The 1334-nt window shown below is 43.5% G+C and carries 1 protein-coding gene and 1 pseudogene; both read left to right on the top strand.

Annotation, left to right across the window (positions count from 1 at the left end; genetic code table 11):
• Positions 1-622 (top strand): putative porin (locus tag PGX78_RS08325; RefSeq protein WP_442864823.1); only part of this gene is annotated, 622 nt, incomplete at its 5' end.
• A 563-nt stretch (positions 623-1185) separates the two neighbouring features.
• A pseudogene (locus tag PGX78_RS08320) lies at positions 1186-1334 on the top strand (outer membrane insertion signal); the annotation flags it as partial.

Here is a 1334-nt window from a genome sequence, read left to right as displayed (position 1 = left end):
TCAGTACGGCGATAACTTCGACGGCGCTCAACTCAAATTCGCTAATAAGCACATGGCTGCAACGGCAGGCTATGGTAAATTTAAAGAAGGCCTCTTGAACGATACGAAGACGGCTTACGGCGAATTGGAAGGCTTCTTCGGCGGCGGCTCTGTAGCAGGCTCTGCTGTAGGTGCATTCTACAACAACTTCAATAAGGGTACTGGTGCAGTAGCTCCGGATGATCTCTGGGGTGCATATACGTCCTTGAACTTCGCTAAGAAATTCAACTTCTTGGGCGAATACCAGAAGGTTAATAACCCCGGTACGTCAACGGATGCTGACGTATACTACGGCAAACTCCAGTACGGTAAAGCTCTCTTCGCTCAGCCGAAGACTTGGGACCTCTGGGTTGACTATGTAAACATCGACAAGAACGGTGTATACGGTTCTACGGGCAACTGGAGAACGGATAGCCTCCTCGGTATCGGTACCGGTAACGCTGTTAAAGGCTGGGGCGTAGGTGCTGACTATGCATTCGCTAAGAACGCACAGTTACAGGTATTCCAGACTTTCAACTCCAAGACGAAAGCTAACCAGGATATCGACGAACTCACCCGTGCACAGTTCGTATTCGTATTCTAATCAATACGGTTATCAACAAGACCTCTCTTCGAGAGGTCTTGTTTTTTTGCGTGCGAAAGTGACAAGTAGACGAGTGGTGTAGCTTTAAGGAATAATCATATTAGGAGAATTTTACAAATTTCCCTTATATGATTATCAAGCGATAACACCCTAAGAAGTGAAATTTTTGCCGGAAAACCTGGTCTTACAGGTAAATATCTTCTTATTATGTATAAAACTTTACAATTCTTTTAAGTACCGAAAGTCGCTTAAATACCGACTTTTATGAGGATACTATGGGATAATATGCAGATATAATAGGATAAAATCTGATTTTTCTGTCACAAAATGTATACGAAGATGAAAACTTAAAAGTGTTGACGAGTTTTCAAATCGGGGGTATACTCATGTCAAGTTCAGAGATGAAGTGCTTCGGAACTGAACTTACAAGAGAAAATACAGTGCCGGGTAAGACGGGAAACGAGAGGAAACATGGACAACTCGCCGAGACCCCTTGAAGGCAAGGTATATTTCTCCGATTACAATAATTGCAAACTTATGCATTTACAGAAGGAGAGATTATTATGAACAAAAAACTTTTAGCAACTTTAGTTGCGACCATGGCAGTAGGCACGACAGCTTTTGCTGCAAACCCGTTCCAGGATGTTCCTCAAGACAGCTGGGCATATAATTCCGTAGTAGAGTTGGCCAACTCCGGTATCATCCAGGGTGT

Source organism: Megasphaera sp. AF13-6AC (assembly GCF_027685385.1).
GTDB classification, from domain to species: Bacteria; Bacillota; Negativicutes; order Veillonellales; family Megasphaeraceae; genus Megasphaera; species Megasphaera micronuciformis.
Note: the sequence above shows the minus strand (reverse complement) of the source record. Positions and strands in the feature narration are given on the sequence as shown.